Source organism: Nocardia sp. NPDC059177, from assembly GCF_042755165.1.
In the GTDB taxonomy this organism is placed as follows: Bacteria; Actinomycetota; Actinomycetes; order Mycobacteriales; family Mycobacteriaceae; genus Nocardia.
In genome coordinates this window covers 24322-40909 of the sequence record NZ_JBHZBX010000004.1, presented here as the reverse complement: position 1 = coordinate 40909, position 16588 = coordinate 24322, and the positions used below count along the sequence as shown (strand labels likewise).

Annotated in this window: 15 protein-coding genes; 5 read left to right on the top strand and 10 right to left on the bottom strand. The window is 70.3% G+C overall.

All coding sequences use genetic code 11. The features are described 5' to 3' along the window. The first annotated feature begins 1 nt into the window (after position 1). The 5 genes from ACFXK0_RS06565 (at position 2) to ACFXK0_RS06545 (ending at position 6111) form a co-directional block, all read left to right on the top strand. On the top strand, positions 2-967 hold the full coding sequence (locus ACFXK0_RS06565; protein ID WP_379408839.1) for an ABC transporter permease: 966 nt from the start codon (positions 2-4) through the stop codon (positions 965-967). Continuing rightward, positions 964-1788 carry an ABC transporter permease gene (locus ACFXK0_RS06560; protein ID WP_379408838.1) on the top strand — a complete coding sequence of 275 codons (825 nt, stop codon included), beginning with the start codon at positions 964-966 and terminating at the stop codon, positions 1786-1788. The genes ACFXK0_RS06565 and ACFXK0_RS06560 overlap by 4 nt, the downstream gene beginning before the upstream one ends. Then, entirely contained in the window at positions 1781-3301 is a 1521-nt protein-coding gene (locus tag ACFXK0_RS06555; RefSeq protein WP_379408837.1) for an ABC transporter ATP-binding protein, read from the top strand. Before ACFXK0_RS06560 ends, ACFXK0_RS06555 begins: the two co-directional genes overlap by 8 nt. Beyond that, a complete protein-coding gene (pepN, locus tag ACFXK0_RS06550; RefSeq protein WP_379408836.1) occupies positions 3283-5778 on the top strand; it encodes an aminopeptidase N in 2496 nt (831 codons plus the stop codon). Before ACFXK0_RS06555 ends, pepN begins: the two co-directional genes overlap by 19 nt. 72 nt (positions 5779-5850) lie before the next feature. Further along, positions 5851-6111, top strand: coding sequence for a hypothetical protein (locus ACFXK0_RS06545; protein ID WP_379408835.1), 261 nt, complete (start codon positions 5851-5853; stop codon positions 6109-6111). A gap of 9 nt (positions 6112-6120) precedes the next feature. Here ACFXK0_RS06545 and ACFXK0_RS06540 read toward each other — a convergent pair whose 3' ends face one another. The 10 genes from ACFXK0_RS06540 to ACFXK0_RS06495 form a co-directional block, all read right to left on the bottom strand. Then, positions 6121-7170, bottom strand: a complete 1050-nt coding sequence (locus tag ACFXK0_RS06540; RefSeq protein WP_379408834.1) for an ABC transporter ATP-binding protein — start codon at positions 7168-7170, stop codon at positions 6121-6123. Beyond that, positions 7167-7979, bottom strand: a complete 813-nt coding sequence (gene modB, locus ACFXK0_RS06535; protein ID WP_379408833.1) for a molybdate ABC transporter permease subunit — start codon at positions 7977-7979, stop codon at positions 7167-7169. The genes ACFXK0_RS06540 and modB overlap by 4 nt, the downstream gene beginning before the upstream one ends. After that, on the bottom strand, positions 7976-8740 hold the full coding sequence (modA, locus tag ACFXK0_RS06530) for a molybdate ABC transporter substrate-binding protein (protein WP_379408832.1): 765 nt from the start codon (positions 8738-8740) through the stop codon (positions 7976-7978). The genes modB and modA overlap by 4 nt, the downstream gene beginning before the upstream one ends. An 11-nt stretch (positions 8741-8751) precedes the next feature. Further along, entirely contained in the window at positions 8752-9150 is a 399-nt protein-coding gene (locus tag ACFXK0_RS06525) for a molybdopterin-binding protein (RefSeq protein WP_379408831.1), read from the bottom strand. Positions 9151-9277: 127 nt separating this feature from the next. Beyond that, positions 9278-11443, bottom strand: coding sequence for a 3-hydroxyacyl-CoA dehydrogenase NAD-binding domain-containing protein (locus ACFXK0_RS06520; protein ID WP_379408830.1), 2166 nt, complete (start codon positions 11441-11443; stop codon positions 9278-9280). 28 nt (positions 11444-11471) lie between these two features. Further along, on the bottom strand, positions 11472-12683 hold the full coding sequence (locus tag ACFXK0_RS06515) for an acetyl-CoA C-acetyltransferase (RefSeq protein WP_379408829.1): 1212 nt from the start codon (positions 12681-12683) through the stop codon (positions 11472-11474). Positions 12684-12712: 29 nt separating this feature from the next. Beyond that, the gene (locus ACFXK0_RS06510) at positions 12713-13489 is read right to left on the bottom strand and encodes an enoyl-CoA hydratase (RefSeq protein ID WP_379408828.1); all 777 of its coding nucleotides are present in this window, start codon (positions 13487-13489) and stop codon (positions 12713-12715) included. Further along, the gene (gene mmsB, locus ACFXK0_RS06505; protein ID WP_379408827.1) at positions 13486-14382 is read right to left on the bottom strand and encodes a 3-hydroxyisobutyrate dehydrogenase; all 897 of its coding nucleotides are present in this window, start codon (positions 14380-14382) and stop codon (positions 13486-13488) included. Before mmsB ends, ACFXK0_RS06510 begins: the two co-directional genes overlap by 4 nt. Further along, on the bottom strand, positions 14379-15449 hold the full coding sequence (locus tag ACFXK0_RS06500) for an enoyl-CoA hydratase/isomerase family protein (protein WP_379408826.1): 1071 nt from the start codon (positions 15447-15449) through the stop codon (positions 14379-14381). The genes mmsB and ACFXK0_RS06500 overlap by 4 nt, the downstream gene beginning before the upstream one ends. After that, positions 15446-16585 carry an acyl-CoA dehydrogenase family protein gene (locus tag ACFXK0_RS06495; RefSeq protein ID WP_379408825.1) on the bottom strand — a complete coding sequence of 380 codons (1140 nt, stop codon included), beginning with the start codon at positions 16583-16585 and terminating at the stop codon, positions 15446-15448. The genes ACFXK0_RS06500 and ACFXK0_RS06495 overlap by 4 nt, the downstream gene beginning before the upstream one ends. Between the last annotated feature and the right edge of the window lie 3 nt (positions 16586-16588).

Genomic DNA, 16588 nt, shown 5'->3' with positions numbered 1-16588 from the left:
CGTGTCGACACCGTTCACCCGATTCCTGCTGCGGCGCACCGTGATCGGGGCCGGACAGCTGTTCGTGCTGGCGGTGCTGGTCTTCGTCCTCTCGCTGCTGCTGCCGGGCGACGCGGCCGATGTCCAGAACAACGATGTCCTCAGCGCGGAGCAGCGGGCGACCGCACGACAGCTGCTCGGCCTCGATGTCGCACCGCTGCAACGCTTCCTCGACTGGCTCGGTGGCGCGCTCACCGGCGACTTCGGCGTCTCCTACGCCAACGGCCACAGCGTGCTCAGCGTGATCGCCGACCCGTTCCTGACCACGGCGCTGCTGGCCGTGCTGGCGCTGGCGCTGCTGGTACCGGTGGCGGTCACCGCCGGGTTCGCCGCTGGGCTGTGGCCCGGTTCGTGGTGCGATCGCCTGGTCACCACGGTCGGGATCGCGCTGGACTCGATACCGGATTTCGTGCTGGCGGTGCTGCTGGTCAGCTATGTCGCCATCGATCTGGACCTGCTGCCCGCCACCTTCCTCGGCACCGATCTCGACACGCTGCTCGATCAACCGGAATATCTGGTGCTGCCGCTGGTGGTCATGGTCGCCCGCGTCGCCGCGCCGCTGGCCCGGCTGGTGCGCGCCGGTGTGGTCGATGTGCTCGATCAGCCCTATATCGCCCAGGCGCGCCGGCTCGGGGTGCGGCGATGGTCGCTGCTGGCGCGCCATGTCGCGCCCAACGCGCTCGCGCCCGCGATGCAGGAACTCGGCCGCACCGGTGACGGCCTGCTGTCCGGCGTGCTGATCGTGGAGGCGGTGTTCGTGGTGCCCGGTATCGCCTCGGCGTTGATCGGCGCCATCGGCAATCGCGACGACCCGGTCATCCTGGCGATCGTGGCGATCACCGGCGTGATCGCCATCGCCATCAACACCGTGATCGATATCGCCGGACAGCGCATGGTCCCGCGCTCGGCCGAAGGAGCGCTGCGATGACGGCGCGTCGCGCGGTGTATCTCGGCTGCGTCGTGATTCCGCTGCTGGTCGCCTTCGCCGGTCCGGTGTTCGCCCGGTGGGCGCCGCGGCATCGGCAGGCGCCGTTCGGGCCGTCGGACTGGTCGCCGTTCGGCACCGACCGGCTCGGTCGCGATGTCCTCGCGGCCGCGCTCACCGGCGGGCAGACCTTTCTGCTCGTCGCGGCCGGCACCGTGCTGATCGCCTACCTGGCCGGCGCGGTGATCGGGATCGCGGCGGCCGCGGCGCCACGGGCCTGGGTCGACGAGCTGCTCATGCGGCCGATGGACGTGCTGCTGTGTCTGCCGTCGCTGCTCATCATCATGGTGGCCGCATTGCGCACGCGCGGGTCGGCGGTCGCGATCGCCTGTGCGATCGGTTTCGCGCTGATCGCGCCGATCACCCGGTTCGTGCGGATGGCCGCGCGCGGAACCGTCCGCAGTCCGGTCATGGATGCCTTACGGATGCAAGGTGAGTCGCGGGCGCTCCGCTACGGGAACTACGCGGCGGGTGTGCTGGCCCGCCCGATCGCCGCCGATCTGTGCCTGCGGTTCACCGCCGCCGTCTACTTCCTGGCCTCGGCCAATTTCCTCGGCCTCGGCTTCGACACCACCTCCACCGATTGGGCGGTCTCGGTCGCGGCCAACAAGGACGCCTTGACCATCGCGCCGTGGTCGGTCGCGCTGCCGGCCGGGCTGATCGTGCTGCTGATCGTGGGGATCAATCTGCTCTGTGACGATCTGCTCGCCGACCCGCGCACCCTCGCCACCCGGCGCATGGCCCGGATGAGCCGCGATGACTGAGCCGCTGATCAGTGTGCGCGGACTCCGGGTCACCGCGGGCACGGCCGTGCTCATCGACGCCGCCGATCTCGAGATCGGGGCCGGCGAGATCGTGACGCTGTTCGGCCCGTCCGGAGCGGGCAAGACCACCCTCGCCACCGCACTCGCCGGGATACCGGTCACCGGCACCACCGTCACCGGGCAGGTGCGGCGCCGGGCCGCGATCCGGGTCGGGTATCTCCCACAGGACGCGGCCGCGACCCTGAATCCCGCGCGCCGGATCGGGACCGCGCTGGGCGAACTCGCCCGGCTGCGGGCACGCCGGCTCGGCCTGCCCCGCCCGGGCCGCGCGCAGCTGCGCCGCCGGCTGGCCGCGACCCTGGCCGCCGCCGCGTTCGACCTCGACGCGACCGATCTCGACGCGCTGGCGCGGAGGTATCCGTTCGAGTTCTCCGGCGGCGAACGTGCCCGCCTGGCCCTGGCCCAGGTCCTGACCTTCGACCCGGACGTGCTCGTCATGGACGAACCGACCGTCGGCCTCGACCCGATCGCCCGCGCGACCCTGCTCACCGGACTGACCGCCCTGCGCGATACGGGCACCGCCGTCGTGCTGGTCACGCACGACGCCGCCGCGGTCGAACAGGTCGGCGACCGAACGCTTTTCGTCCGCGACGGCCGCGTGCACACCACCGGTGACCTACCCGAGGTCCCCGCCATGGGGGAACGCGCACCGCGCCCACCGGCCACACCCGTCCTGCGCCTGCGCGAAGTCTCGGTGACCCATCGCGGCGCTCCGACACTGCACGGGATCGACCTCGAGCTGCACCCCGGTGAGCTGCTGGCCATGATCGGTGTCTCGGGCGCGGGCAAGTCGACGATCGGGCGCTGTATCGCCGGGCTCGTCACCCCCGCCGGCGGCGAGATCCAGCTCGACGCACAGCGTTTGCCGCCGTTGCGGCGGCGCGGCAAAGCCCAGATCGCGGCCGTGCAGTACGTCTGGCAGGAGTCGGCCGCCTCGTTCGATCCGCGCCGCACCGTCCTCGACCAGGTCGCCGCCACCGCGATCCGGCTGCGCGGCACCGATCGTGGCGCCGCGACGTCCCAGGCGATCACCCTGCTGACCGAACTGGGTATCGAGGAAACCCAGGCCCGGCGCTATCCGGCCGGGCTCTCGGGCGGACAGCTGCAACGAGCGGCGCTGGCCAGGGCGCTCGGCGCACAGCCTCGCGTGCTGGTCTGCGACGAGATCACCACCGCCCTGGATCAGCCACTGGCGCAACGGGTCCTGGACCATCTCGACGACTACCGGCACCGCCACGGCGCCGCGATTCTCTCGATCAGCCACGATCTGCGCGGTCAGCTCGACCGCGCCGACCGGGTCGCGGTCGTCGACGCCGGTCGTATCGTCGACCTCGGGACACCGGCCGAGCTGCGGTCCCGTCCGGCGGGCACGATCCCGGCCGGACTCCTCGCGGTCGATGCCCGCCCCACGCGGGCTGCTGGCAGGATCGAGGCGTGCATACCGCGAACCTGACCCGCTCCGAGACCGCCGCGCGATCGGCCGCGGTCACTGTCCGCGACTACCGGGTCGACCTGGACCTCTCGGCGGCCGCCGATCAGAGCGTGCCCAGCTTCGCGACCACGACAACCGTCACCTTCGATGCCACCGGCACGCGGACCTGGCTCGACTTTCTCGGTCTCGCGGTCGATTCGGTGACGGTGAACGGGCAGCAGGTGCCCGTCGACTACGACGGCGCCCGCCTGACACTGTCCGGGCTCGCCGCGTCGAATGTGGTCGTCGTGCGGGCCACCGGCGCCTACAGCCGCTCGGGTGAGGGGCTGCACCGTTTCCTCGACCCGGTCGACGGCAGCACCTACCTCTACACCCAGTACGAGCCCGCCGACGCGCGCCGCGTCTTCGCCTGCTTCGAACAACCGGATATGAAGGCACCGTTCACCTTCGCGGTGACCGCACCGGCCGGCTGGGAGGTCGTGTCGAACCGGCCCGCCGCCACGGTCGAGGCGCAGGGTGCGTCCCAGCGGGTCGAGTTCTCCCCCACCCTGCCGATCTCCACCTACCTCACCGCGATCGCCGCCGGCCCGTATCACCGGGTCGAATCCTCGTGGGCGCGTGACGAACTCACCGTGCCGCTGGGCGTGCTGTGCCGTGCCTCGCTGGCCGGCTACCTCGACGCCGACACGATTCTGACCGTGACCCGGCAGGGCCTGGACTTCTTCGCCGAGCACTTCGGCTACCCGTACCCGTGGGGCAAATACGACCAGGTGTTCGTGCCCGAATACAACCTGGGCGCCATGGAGAATCCCGGCCTGGTCACCTTCACCGAATCCTATGTGTTCCGGGGCGCGGCCACCGCGGCACAGTACGAGGCCCGCGCGAACACGATCCTGCACGAGATGGCGCACATGTGGTTCGGCGATCTGGTCACCATGGTGTGGTGGGACGACCTGTGGCTCAAGGAATCCTTCGCCGACTACATGGGCGCACTGGCCAGCGCCGAGGCCACCGAATGGACCGAGGCCTGGGTGGCCTTCGCCAATCGCCGTAAAGCATGGGCGTATTCGCAGGATCAACTGCCGACCACCCATCCGATCGTCGCCGACATCACCGATCTCGAGGCCGCCAAACTCAATTTCGACGGCATCACCTACGCCAAGGGCGCCAGCGTGCTCAAACAGCTGGTCGCCTATGTCGGCCGCGACGCCTTCTTCGCCGGTGCCCGCCGCTACTTCCGGACCCACGCGTTCGGCAACACGACCCTCGCCGACCTGCTCACCGAGCTGTCCACGGAATCGGGGCGCGACCTGGCGGGCTGGGCGCGAGCCTGGTTGCAGACCAGCGGCATGTCCACGCTGACGCTCGACGGCGCCGAACTCGTGCAGACCGATCCACGCCCGCACCGCCTCGCCATCGGCCTCTACGACTTCGACGACGCGGGCGAGCTGGTCCGCCGCGACCGGGTGGAACTCGACATCGTGGCCGAGCGCACCCCGGTCGACCTCGCGCCCGCCCCGTTGCGCCTGCTCAACGACGGCGACCTCACCTACGCGAAGGTCCGCCTCGACACCGAATCGCTCGACACGGTGCAGCGCAGCCTGGACCGGGTGACCGACTCGCTGGCCCGCGGCCTGATCTGGTCGGCGCTGTGGAACGCCACCCGCGACGGGGAACTCGCGGTGGACCGCTATCTGCGGATGGCCCGCGACTTCGCACCCTCGGAGCCGAACACCGCACTGCTGAGCGCCGTCCTGGCGAACGCGTCCTTCGCCATCGGCCACTATCTGCCCGACCAGGCGCGACAGCTGTGGCGCGGCGAGTGGCTCGAATCCTGCTGGACCACCCTGGCTTCCGCGGAACCCGGCTCCGGCGCGCAGCTGGCCTGGGCCCGCGCGACGGCCACCGCCGCCACCACCGACGCGGGCCGCGCCGGCGAGATCCGGGCGATCCTCGACGGCCGGGCGCCCGCGCCCGAGGGGCTGGCCCTGGACCCGGACCTGCGCTGGGCACTGTGGACGGCCCTGGCCGCCACCGGCCGCGCCGACGCTACCGAACTGGACGCCGAACTCGCCGGTGACGACACCGCCTCGGGCCGCACCGCCCACCGCCGCGCCCTCGCGGCTCGCCCCGACCCGCGGGTGAAGGCCGCGGCGTGGACGGCGGCACTCACCGACACCGCCCTCACCAACGATCACCTCGACGCCGTCATCGCCGGATTCCGGGCCGCCGAGCACCGCGAGCTGATCGCCCGTTTCGACGCGGAGTACTTCGCGAATCTGCGCACGGTCTGGGACCAGCGCAGTATCGAGCTGGCCCGCCGGATCGTGCTCGGGATGTTCCCCGCCGCCGACTCGCTCGACGACGTCGACCGGTGGCTCGCGGCGAACACCGACGCGCCGGGTGCGTTGCGCCGCTTGGTGATCGAGCAGCGTGATCACCTCGCGCGCGCACTGCGGGTGCGCGCGATCGGCCGGCGTGACGGATCGAGCCGGTAGCCGCGCGTATGCTGAACGCGATGACTTCCGGTTACCCGGCTCAGCGATCGCCACGACGAAAGTGACCCGATCATGAACGAGAACCACGCGGAGCAGGCAATCATCACCAGCGCCCTCCTGCATCGCCTGCTCAACACCACCGCCGCCGACGCGCGCCTGGTCCTGACCGCGGGCCACGTCGAGGTCAGGACCGGTCCCGATATCGGGGACGGCGGACTGGTGGTCATCACCCGCACCGATCTCGTCGACCAGGTCGGCGATCCCCCCGACGACCGCGCGCTCGCCGAACAGGCCGCGCTGCTCGACAGCAATATCGGCCTGATGGGCGCCTGAAGCGGCAGTTCAGGCGGGATAGGTGCGGATTTCGGTCGCTTTCACCGTCGCCCAGAGCCGCGCACCGGGCTCCAGGCGCAATTCGGCGACCGTGGCGGGCGTGACCTCGGCCAGCACCGACGGCGCGCCCACCAACCGCACCCGGGTGGTGTGCGCGTGCTGTTCGATGCCGGCCACCGTCGCCTGCCACGTGTTGCGTGGGCTGCCGTCCGGTCGCTGCCGGTACAGGCTCACCGCGTTCGGCGCGAAGGCGATATGCACCGCGCCCGTGGCGGGTTCGGCCACGGTGAAGTGCGCGCCGCCTCCGAGGTCGACGGTGGTGCCCGTGGCGATGCCCCGGTACAGGTTCAGGCCGACCAGGTCGGCGACATAGTCGGTGCGCGGGTGCCGGGCGACCTCGGACGGTGGCCCCTCCTGGACGATGCCGCCGTTCTCGATGATGATCAGGCGGTCGGCCAGCACCATCGCGTCGAGCGGATCGTGGGTGACCAGCACCGTGCGCCCCGGATAGTCACGCAGATGCCTGCCCAGTTCCGAGCGCACCTGCAATCTGGTGCCCGCGTCGAGGGCGGCCAGCGGTTCGTCCAGCAGCAGCAGCTCGGGGTCGGTCGCCAAGGCGCGCGCGAGCGCGACCCGCTGCGCCTGGCCACCGGAGAGGGCACGCGGCCTGGTGTGCAGGCGGGCGCCGAGATCGACCCGTTCGAGCCAGTGCGCGGCGCGCTCGCGGGCCACCCGGCGGTGCTGTCCGCGCGCCCGCAGCCCGAAGGCCACGTTCTCCTGCGCGCTCAGATGCGCGAAGAGCAGGTAGTCTTGGAAGACCACCCCGACCGAGCGGCGATCCGGCGGCACGAAGGTGCCCGGTGGTGCGTCCCAGGCGCGGTCGTCGAGCGCGATCCGGCCGCCGGTCAGCGGGGTCAGCCCGGCCAGCGCCCGCAGCGCGGTGGTCTTGCCCGCCCCGTTGGGTCCGAGCAGCGCGACCACCTCCCCCGGCGCGACTGCGCAGGCGATATCGAGGGTGAAGGCCGCACGGGCGACCCGGATCTCGGCGTGCAGGGTCACAGTGTCCCCTTCGTCCACCGGTCCCGCAGGGCGGCGAGCACCGCCACCGACACCGCCAGCAGCACGATACTGAGCACGATCGCGTCCTCCGGATCGGTTTCCAGGGCCAGGTACACCGCCAGCGGCATGGTGGTCGTGGTGCCGGGGAAGCTTCCCGCGAAGGTGATGGTGGCGCCGAACTCGCCCAGTGCCCGAGCCCAGCACAGCACCGCACCGGCGACGACCCCTGGCATGACCGAGGGCAGTGTGACGCGCCGGAAGGTCAGCCAGCGGGACGCGCCGAGGGTCGCGGCCGCCTCCTCGAAACGCGGGTCGGCGCTGCGCAGCGCGCCTTCGACCGAGATCACCAGAAACGGCATGGCGACAAAGGCTTCCGCGACGATCACCCCGGGCGTGGTGAACGGCAGCGAGAACCCGAACCACTCCTCGAGGTGCCTGCCCACGATGCCCCGCCTGCCCAGCACCAGCAGCAGCGCGACGCCGCCGACCACCGGCGGCAGGACCAGCGGCACCGTCACCAGAGCCCGCACCAGGCCGACACCGGGGAGGTCACCACGGGCCAGCAGCCAGGCCAACGGAATGCCGAGCACCAGGCAGACCACGGTCGCCGAGGTCGCGCAGACCAGCGAAAGCCGTAGCGCTTCCCCGACTTCGGCGCTGGTCAGCCGCTCGGGCAGGCTGCGCCACGGAGTCCGCAGCAGCAGTCCGACCATCGGCAGGACCAGGAAGATCAGCCCGCACACGGCGGGGAGCACGAGGATCAGCGGTCGCCGTCCTCGCGTCGCCCGCCGGCGCGCGACGCGGGTCACGGGGTGTCGAATCCCGCCTGGGCGAAGATCGCGCGGGCCGGCGCCGAGCCGACGAATTCGACGAAGGCCGCCGCGGCCGCCGCATTGGGCGCCTGCGCCAGCGGCGCGATCGGGTACTCGTTGACCGCCGTGTCGGCCTCGGGGAAGGCGATGCCCTCGACCTTGTCACCGGCGGCCTGGACATCGGTGCGGTAGACCAGGGCGGCGTCGACCTCGCCGAGGATCACCTTCGTCAGCACGGCTTTCACATCGGATTCCCTGGTGTCGGGCCGCGGGGTGACCCCGGCGGCGGCGAACACTGTCTGTGCCGCCGCACCGCAGGGCACCTGTTCGGCGCACACCGCGATCTTCGGCTCGGCCGCGCCGAAGTCGGCCAGCCCAGTGATGTGACCGGGGTTGCCCGCGGGGACCGCGATCGCGAGGCGGTTGCGCACGAACGTCACCGGCTGGGCGGTGATGTCGCCCGCGTCCAGCACCTGCTGCATGTTCTTGGGCGCCGCCGAGGCGAACACGTCCGCGGGTGCGCCCTGCTCGATCTGTTCGGCCAGTGCCGAACTGCCGGCGAAGCTGAACACCACTTTCGTGCCGGGGTGCGCGGCTTCGAACTGCTTACCCAGCTCGGTGAAGGTCTCGGTCAGCGAGGCCGCGGCGAACACGGTCACCGTCCCGGAGATCCCGTCCCCGGGCGCGGCCGTGTCCTCGGTTCCACAGCCGACCGCGGCCAGCGCCACCGCACCGGCCACGCACATCGTACGAATCATGTTCGCCCTCATCAGTTCTCCGGTATTTCGACCACGACATGTGTCGACTTGACCGAGGCCACCGCGATGCTGCCGACTTCCAGACCCAGTTCGTCGACGGACTCGCGGCTCATCAGCGACACCAGCCGGAACGGCCCGGCCTGCATCTCGACCTGGGCCATCACGGTGTCCTTCACGATCCGGGTGACGATCCCGCGCAGACGATTGCGCGCCGAGGTCGCGACCGTGACGCCCGGCTCGGGATGTTCCGCGCCGGCGTGCAGGAATTCCGCCAGCTCGCGTCCGTCCACCCCTTTGCGCCCGTTGTCCAGCTGCACCGCGGTCAACCGGCCCTGGTCGAGGTGACGACGCACGGTGTCATCGCTGACACCCATCAGGGCAGCGACTTCACTGATCCGCAAATACGACACAGAAGAAGTGTATTCCACGCATCTGCGGCACACCTAATGGAGAGTTACCGCAGCAGCGGAGCTGCCGAAGACAGCGACCCCGGCACCGGGGTCACCGGTACCGGGGTCGCTGGCTACAACGGGCAGGTCAGCCGAGGGTTTCGCCTGCCGCCGCCTTGGTACGCAGCGACTCCGGGACCTCGAAACGGTCACCGTAGGCGGCGCGCAGCTCGTCCGCGCGGGCCACGAATCCGGCCAGGCCACCCGCGTACTGGTTGATGTACTGGATGACACCGCCGGTCCAGGCCGGGAAACCGATACCGAAGATCGATCCGATATTCGCGTCCGGCACCGTGCGCAGCACACCCTCGTCGAAACACCGGACGGTGTCGAGGGATTCGGCGAACAGCATCCGTTCCTGCATGTCGATGAACGGGATGCCGTGGTCGGAGCGGGTGTACTTGCCGGCCAGCTCGGGCCACAGGCCCAGCTTCTTGCCGTCGGCGTCGTACTCGTAGAAGCCGCGGCCTTCCAAGCGGCCGGGGCGGTCGAAGTCGTCGACCATGGCGTCGACGAGCGGGTAGGCCTTGGACTCGGTCCAGCGCTTGCCCTCGGCGAGGAGGTTCTCCTTGAGACTGCGCCGGATCTTCTGCGCCAGCTTCATATTGATCTCGTCGGCCAGTGCCAGCGCGCCCACCGGGTAGCCGGCCTGGGTGGCGGCCTGCTCGACCGAGGCCGGGTGCACGCCCTCGGCGACCAGGGCGATGGCCTCGTCCATGAACTGGCCGATCACCCGGCTGGTGAAGAAGCCGCGGCTGTCGTTCACCACGATCGGGGTCTTCTTGATCGCCAGGGTGTAGTCGACGGCGCGGGCGATGGCCTCGTCGCTGGTCTGCTCGCCGACGATGATCTCGACCAGCGGCATCTTGTCGACCGGCGAGAAGAAGTGCAGGCCGATGAAGTCGGCCGGGCGCTGCACGCCGGTGGCCAGATCGGTGATGGGCAGGGTCGAGGTGTTGGAGCCGAGCAGGGCGTCCGGGTTCACCAGCGCCTCGATCTCGCCGAAGACCTTCTTCTTCAGGCCCGGGTCCTCGAAGACGGCTTCCACGACGAAATCGCAGCCCGCGGCGTCGGCCGGATCGGCGCTCGGGTGGATGCGCCCCAGGATCTCGTCGTACTTGTCCTGGGTGATCGCGCCCTTGCGCAGCGCCTTGTCGAGCAGCTTGCGCGAGTAGTCCTTGCCCCGCTCGGCCGCCTCGATGGTGACGTCCTTCAGGACGACCTGCATGCCGGCGCGGGCCTGCACATAGGCGATGCCCGCGCCCATCATGCCCGCGCCGAGCACGAGGACCTTCTCCGGCGTGCGCACGGGGAAGCCTTCCGGGCGGCTGCCGCCCTTGTTGATCGTCCCCAGATCGAAGAACAGGGACTTGATCATATTGGCCGAGACCTGACCGCAGATCAGGTTGGTGCAGTAGCGGGTCTCGATCGCGAAGGCGGTATCGATATCGACCTGCGCGCCCTCGACGGCGGTGGCCAGCACCGCGATCGGCGCCGGCATCGGCGCGCCCTTGAGCTGCTTGCGCACATTGGCGGGGAAGGCGGGCAGGTTCGCGGCCAGCGCCGGGCTCGACGGGGTGCCGCCGGGGATCTTGTAGCCCTTGACATCCCACGGCTGCGCGGCCTCGGGGTTGGCCGCGATCCAGGCGCGGGCCTTGTCGAACATCTCCTCGCGGGTCGCGGCGACCTCGTGCACGATCCCGACCTGCAACGCCTTCGCCGGCTTCATCCGCTGGCCCTGGCCGACCACGTTCAGCACCGCGGCGGTGATGCCGAGCAGCCGCACGGTCCGGGTGACACCGCCCGCACCGGGCAGCACACCGAAGGTGACCTCGGGCAGGCCGAGCAGGCTGCCCTTGGCATCGAGGGCGATGCGGTGGTGGGTGGCGAGGGCGACCTCGAAGCCGCCGCCGAGCGCGGTGCCGTTGATCGCGGCGACCACCGGCTTGCCGAGGGTCTCCAGCCGGCGGAAGGCCGCCTTGTAGGTGTCGAGACCGAGCGCGATCTGCGGTGCGTCGGCGGCGGTGGCGTTCATCAGCAGGTTCAGGTCACCGCCGGCGAAGAAGGTCGGCTTGCCCGAGGTGAGGATCACCCCGTCGAAGCTGTCCTTCTCGGCCTCGAGGCGGTCGACGGTGGCGGTGAGATCCCGCGCGAACGCCTCGGTCATGGTGTTCGTCGCCTGGCTCGGGTCGTCGATGGTGAGCACGAGCACCCGGTCGGCGCCCAGCTCCCAGGCAATCATGTTCTCGCTCATGGTCTTTCCTCTATCCGGGATCCGGCGCTCAGACGCGCTCGATGATGGTGGCGATGCCCATGCCGCCGCCGATGCACAGGGTGATCAGCGCACGCCGCGCGCCCCGGCGCTCGAGCTCGTCGACCATGGTGCCGGTGATCATGGCGCCGGTGGCGCCCAGCGGATGGCCCATGGCGATCGCGCCACCGTTGACGTTGATCTTCTCGTCGGGCACGTGCAGCTTCTTCTGGAAGTTGAGCACCACCGAGGCGAAGGCCTCGTTGAGTTCGAACAGGTCGATGTCGTCGACGGTGAGGCCGGCCAGCGCCAGCACCTTCTCGGTCGCCGGGACCGGGCCGGTCAGCATGATGGTGGAGTCCGCGCCGCTCACCGCGGCGGCGACGATCCGGGCCCGCGGGGTGAGACCGGCGGCCACACCGGCGGATTCGCTGCCGACCAGCACCAGTGCCGAGCCGTCCACGATCCCCGAGGAATTCCCCGCGTGGTGGACGTGGTCGATCTTCTCCACGTGGTGGTAGCGCTGGAGCGCGACCGCGTCGAAACCACCCATCTCGCCCATGGCCGCGAACGACGGGGCGAGCCCGGCCAGGCTCTCGACGGTGGTGTTCGGGCGCATGAACTCGTCGTGGTCGAGGATCACGGCGCCGTTGATGTCGGTGACCGGCACGATCGATTTGGCGAAGTAGCCGCCCGACCAGGCCGCCGCGGCCTTCTGCTGCGAGCGCACGGCGAAGGCGTCGACGTCCTCGCGGGTGAAGCCCTCGATGGTGGCGATCAGGTCGGCGCCGATGCCCTGCGGGACGAAGTAGCCCTGGTAGTTGGTCATCGGATCGAGGGCCATGGCGCCGCCGTCGGAACCCAGCGGCACCCGCGACATCGATTCCACGCCACCGGCGATCACCAGCTGCTCCCAGCCCGAACGCACCTTCTGGGCGGCGGTGTTGACCGCTTCGAGCCCGGAGCCGCAGAACCGGTTGAGCTGCACACCGGCGACGGTGTCGGGCAGGCCGGCGGCCAGGGCGGCGGTCTTGGCGATGTCGCCGCCCTGGTCGCCGACCGGGGAGACCACGCCGAGCACCACGTCGTCGATCGTGCGCGGGTCGAGTCCGGGATGACGGGCCTTGAGCTCGTCGATGAGCCCGACCACCAGGGCGAGCGGTTTCACGCCGTGCAGGGCGCCGTTCTTCTTGCCTCGACCGCGCGGGGTGCGGATCGCGTCGTAGATGAATGCCTCGGTCATGGTTCCTCGAAACTGTGTCGTGTGACAGGTCAGCGGTGGGTGAACTGTGCGGTCCGCTTGTCGACGAAGGCGCTCATGCCTTCCTTCTGGTCCTCGATCGCGAACAGTGAGTGGAAGACCCGGCGCTCGAAGCGGATGCCTTCGGCGAGGGTGGTCTCGAAGGAGCGGTTGACCGCTTCCTTGGCGATCATGGTGACCGGCAGCGATTTGGCCGCGATGGTCTCGGCGACCGCACCGGCGACCTCGAGGAGCTGGTCGGCGGACACGATCCGCGAGACCAGCCCGGCCCGCTCGGCTTCCTCGGCGCCCATGTTCCGGCCGGTCAGGATGAGATCCATCGCCTTGGCCTTGCCGACCGCGCGGGTCAGCCGCTGCGAACCGCCGATGCCCGGGATGACGCCGAGCTTGATCTCGGGCTGCCCGAACTGCGCGGTGTCGGCGGCGATGAGGATGTCGCACAGCATCGCCAGTTCGCAGCCACCACCGAGGGCATAGCCCGCGACGGCTGCCACGGTGGGTTTGCGGAACTGCGCCAGCCGGTCCCAGCGGGCGAAGAAGTCGTCCATGAACATGTCCATGTAGGACTTGGGCTGCATCTCCTTGATGTCGGCGCCCGCCGCGAAGGCCTTGGCCGAGCCGGTGATCACGACCGCGCCGATCTCGTCGTCGCGTTCGAGTTCGTCCAGGGCGGCGACGATGTCGTCGAGGACCTGGGTGTTGAGGGCGTTGAGGGCCTTGGGCCGGTTCAGCGTGATCCAGCCGACCCGGTTCTTGCGCTCGAGCAGGATCGTGTCGAACTCGCTCACGCGCCCGCCTCCCCGGACCGGTCCCGGATGTCGGTGACGATGGCCGAGAAGTCGCGGCCTGCGTCGGTCTGGTTGAACCGGGCGTAGATCGCGGCGGCGAGTTCGCCCAGCTGGCCGTCGATGCCGTTGGCGCGCAAGGCGTTCGCGGCCAGGGTGAGGTCCTTCGACATGAGCGCGGTGGCGAAACCGGGCTGGTAGTCGTTGTTGGCCGGGCTGGTCGGCACCGGACCGGGCACCGGGCAGTAGCTGGTCAGGGCCCAGCTCTGGCCCGAGGCGGTGGAGACCACGTCGAAGAAGGACTGGTGGCTCAGGCCGAGCTGCTCGCCCAGCACCAGCGCCTCGGACAGACCGATCATGGAGATGCCGAGCAGCATGTTGTTGCAGATCTTGGCGGCCTGGCCGACCCCGGCGGCACCGCAGTGCACCACCTTGCCGCCCATCACCTCGAGCACCGCGAGCGCGTCGGCGAAGTCGGCGGCCGCACCGCCCACCATGAAGGTGAGGGTGCCCGCGGCCGCGCCGGCGACACCACCGGAGACCGGCGCGTCCAGCGGCCGGTGCCCGGCCGAGACAGCCAGTGCGGCCGCGGCTTTCGCATCGGCCACGTCGATGGTGGAACAGTCGATGAACAGGGTGCCCGGTGCCGCGGCGGGCAGCAGTTCGGCGTAGACGTCGAGCACCAGCTTGCCGTTGGGCAGCATGGTGATCACCACGTCGCGGCCGGTGGCCGCCTCGGCGGCGGAGACGACCACGGTGGCGCCGTCGGCGCGGGCCTGGTCCTGGGCGGCGGGCACCGGGTCGTAGGCGAGCACGTCATGGCCCGCCGCGACCAGGTTGGCGGCCATGGGCGCACCCATGTGGCCGAGCCCGAGGAAACCGATCTTCTTGCTCATGCCTGTGCCTCCGGAGTGCTGAGACCGAGTTCGTTCGCGCCCAGGTCGGCGAAATAGGCCGCCACCTGCGCATCGGTGACCTCGGCCAGGGTCGCGGGCTGCCACCGCGGGTTGCGGTCCTTGTCGACGACCTGAGCGCGGATGCCCTCGACCAGATCGTGCGAGCCGAGCGAGGCGATCGAGACCCGGTACTCCTGGTTCAGCGTCGCTTCCAGACCCGGCAGTGCGCGGGCCGCGCGCAGGGCCCGCAGCGTGACCTTCAGCGCGACCGGCGATTTCGCGAGCAGATCCTCGGCGGCCTTGGCCGCTTCGGGGGACTCGTCGGCCCGCAGCGCGGCCACGATCTCCTCGACGGTGTCGGCGCGGTAGCAGGCATCGATCCAGCCGCGCTGGGCGGCCAGGTCCGAGGCGGGCGCCGCCTGGGCGAACTTCGCGATGGCGGCGTCGACGGTCTCGGTGCGCAGCGCGTCGAGCAGGTCCGGGAGCGCGGCCGAGGGCACGTGGTGGTCGGCGAACCCGGCGGCGATGGCGTCACCGGCGTTCATCCGCGCGGTGGTCAGCGCCACGTGGGTGCCGATCTCGCCCGGCGCCCGCGACAGCAGATAGGTGCCGCCGACATCGGGCACGAAACCGATCCCGACCTCGGGCATCCCGATCCGGGACCGCTCGGTGACGATGCGATGGCTGCCGTGCCCGGACAGGCCGACCCCGCCGCCCATCACGATGCCGTCCATGATCACCACATACGGCTTCGGGTAGCGGCCGATCAGCGCGTTGAGCACGTACTCGTCGCGCCAGAACACCCCGGTCGGCGAATCCGGGCCCGCCGTCCCGGTTTTCGCGTCGGCGTGGATGGCGACGATGTCACCGCCCGCGCACAGCCCACGCTCACCGGCGCCGGTGACAACCACGGCACGCACCGCGTCGTCGCCTGCCCACGCGCGCAGCGCCTCGGTGATGGCCTGGGCCATCGGATGATTGAGCGCGTTGATCGCCCTGGGCCGGTTCAGGGTGATCAGCCCGAGCCCGTCGGCGACGGTGATCAGCACTTCGGGTTCGTCGGTCATGCCGCTCCTGTCAGTGAACGGGCCACGACAACCCGCATGATTTCGTTGGTGCCCTCGAGGATCTGGTGTACCCGCAGGTCACGCACGATCTTCTCCAGGCCGTATTCGTGCAGGTAGCCGTAGCCACCGTGCAGTTGCAGTGCCTTGTTCGCCACGTCGAAGCCGACATCGGTGGCGAACCGCTTGGCCATCGCGCACAGTGCGACCTTGTCCGGCGCGTCCGCGTCGAGGGCGGCGGCGGCCCGCCACAGCAGTGTGCGCGCGGCCTCCAGTTCGGTTCGCATGTCCGCGAGTTCGAATTGCAAGGCCTCGTTGCGGATCAGCGATTTGCCGAAGGCGTGCCGTTCGGTGAGATAGCCGATGGTCTTGTCCAGCGCCGACTGGGCGCCGCCGAGCGAGCACGCCGCGATATTGAGCCGGCCGCCGTTGAGCCCGTTCATCGCGATCGAGAAGCCTTCGCCCTCGGCGCCGAGCAGATTGGCCACCGGTACCCGCGCCTCGTCCAGGATCACCTGACGGGTGGGCTGGGCGTTCCAGCCCATCTTGCGCTCGTTCGGCCCCACCGACAGACCGGGGGTGTCGGCGGGCACGATCAGCGCCGAGATCCCGCGCGGGCCGTCGCCGCCGGTGCGCACCATCATCACGTACACATCGTTGGCGCCCGCACCGGAGATGAACTGCTTGGCACCGGTGAGCACGTACTCGTCTCCGTCGCGCACGGCCTTGGTGGTCAGGGCCGCCGCGTCGGAGCCGACCCCGGGTTCGGTGAGGGCATAGCTGCCGAGCAGATCCATCGAGGCCATCCCCGGCACCCAGCGGTGACGCTGCTGTTCGGTGCCGTAGGTGTCGATCATCCAGGCGGCCATGTTGTGGATCGAGATGTAGGCCGCCACGGCCGGGCAGCCGGTCGAGAGCTGTTCGAAGATCCGGACGGCGTCGAGCCTGCGCAGCGCGGAGCCGCCGACGTCCTCGCGCACGTAGATCCCGCCGAATCCGACCGGGCCCGCCTTGCGCAGGACGTCGACCGGGAAGTGCTTGCGCTCGTCCCATTCCAGCGCGTCGGGCGCGAGGAACTCGTCGGCGAACTGGCGGGCGGTCTCGCCGATCGCCCGTTCGTCGGCATCGAGTGTGAACATCGG

Excerpts from the sequence above, each read along its gene's own strand:
- ACFXK0_RS06560 (WP_379408838.1), top strand. The coding sequence starts at position 964 with ATGACGGCGCGTCGCGCGGTGTATCTCGGCTGCGTCGTGATTCCGCTG.
- ACFXK0_RS06555 (WP_379408837.1), top strand. The coding sequence starts at position 1,781 with ATGACTGAGCCGCTGATCAGTGTGCGCGGACTCCGGGTCACCGCGGGC.
- ACFXK0_RS06545 (WP_379408835.1), top strand. The coding sequence starts at position 5,851 with ATGAACGAGAACCACGCGGAGCAGGCAATCATCACCAGCGCCCTCCTG.
- modA (WP_379408832.1), bottom strand. The coding sequence starts at position 8,740 with ATGATTCGTACGATGTGCGTGGCCGGTGCGGTGGCGCTGGCCGCGGTC.
- ACFXK0_RS06520 (WP_379408830.1), bottom strand. The coding sequence starts at position 11,443 with ATGAGCGAGAACATGATTGCCTGGGAGCTGGGCGCCGACCGGGTGCTC.
- ACFXK0_RS06515 (WP_379408829.1), bottom strand. The coding sequence starts at position 12,683 with ATGACCGAGGCATTCATCTACGACGCGATCCGCACCCCGCGCGGTCGA.
- mmsB (WP_379408827.1), bottom strand. The coding sequence starts at position 14,382 with ATGAGCAAGAAGATCGGTTTCCTCGGGCTCGGCCACATGGGTGCGCCC.
- ACFXK0_RS06500 (WP_379408826.1), bottom strand. The coding sequence starts at position 15,449 with ATGACCGACGAACCCGAAGTGCTGATCACCGTCGCCGACGGGCTCGGG.
- ACFXK0_RS06495 (WP_379408825.1), bottom strand. The coding sequence starts at position 16,585 with ATGTTCACACTCGATGCCGACGAACGGGCGATCGGCGAGACCGCCCGC.